General features: G+C 70.8%; 1 protein-coding gene. It reads left to right on the forward strand.

Annotated elements, in window-relative coordinates; all coding sequences use genetic code 11:
- Positions 1-185: 185 nt before the first annotated feature.
- The coding region (locus tag G6026_RS14450; RefSeq protein WP_182613588.1) for a P-loop NTPase at positions 186-1,264 on the forward strand (1,079 nt) is incomplete at its 3' end.

The following is a 1,264-nucleotide window of genomic DNA, read 5'->3' on the forward strand; positions in this document are numbered from 1 at the left end:
ACCGCCGGCACCGTCCCCGTCCCCGGAGAGCGTTCCGGCTCCCCGGCCGCCGGCACCGCCGGCGCAGGTCGCCCCGGCCCCGCCCGGGTTGCCGGTCTTCGACCTGCCCTGTATCGCACCGTTCTGCGTACCGCCACCCGCCTGAATCGCCCGCCCCCACCCCGACGCCTAGACTCGGGGGCATCATGAGTGCACCCAGCGAAGAATCGATCCGCGCCGCCCTGGCCAAGGTCGACGACCCGGAGATCCGAAAGCCGCTCACCGAGCTCGGCATGGTCAAGGGCGTCAGCATCGACGAGGGTTCCGGCCGGGTCGACATAGGCATCTACCTGACGGTGGCCACGTGCCCGATGAGGGACACCATCACGGATCGGGTCCGCACCGCGGTCGCGGACGTCGCCGGCGTGGGCGAGGTCGTGGTCGAGCTCGACGTGATGGACGACGAGCAGCGCACGGAACTCCGCAAACACCTGAGGGGCGACGCGACCGAGCCCGTCATCCCGTTCGCCCAACCCGGCAATCTGACGAGGGTGTACGCGGTCGCCTCGGGCAAGGGCGGCGTGGGTAAGTCCACCGCCACCGTCAACCTCGCGACCGCGCTGGCGTCCCGTGGGCTGTCCGTGGGGGTACTCGACGCGGACATCTACGGGCACTCCATCCCCCGGATGCTCGGAACCGACGCGCGACCCACCCAGGTCGAGCAGATGATCCTGCCGCCGGTCTCACACGACGTGAAGGTCATCTCGATCGCCCAGTTCACCAAGGGCAACACCCCGGTGGTCTGGCGTGGCCCGATGTTGCACCGCGCGCTCCAGCAGTTCCTCGCCGACGTCTACTGGGGGGACCTCGACGTCCTGCTGATGGACCTGCCGCCCGGCACGGGTGACGTCGCCATCTCGATCGCGCAACTCATCCCCTCGGCGGAGATACTCGTGGTCACGACACCACAGCAGGCGGCGGCCGAGGTGGCCGAGCGTGCGGGGTCGATCGCCCTCCAGACGCGTCAGCGCATCGCGGGCGTGATCGAGAACATGTCGTGGCTCGAACTGCCCGACGGGACCCGCATGGACGTCTTCGGCACCGGCGGTGGCGCCGAGGTGGCCGCGAACCTCTCGCGATCGGTCGGGGCGCCGGTGCGGTTGCTCGGCCAGGTGCCGCTCGAGCAGGCCGTCCGCGAGCACGGCGACGAGGGCACCCCGATCGTCCTGGCGGAACCGGACTCGCCGTCCGGCCGGGCCTACAGGGAGATCGCGGACGGCCTCGC

This window comes from Dietzia sp. DQ11-38-2, from assembly GCF_014145055.1.
Lineage (GTDB): Bacteria > Actinomycetota > Actinomycetes > Mycobacteriales > Mycobacteriaceae > Dietzia.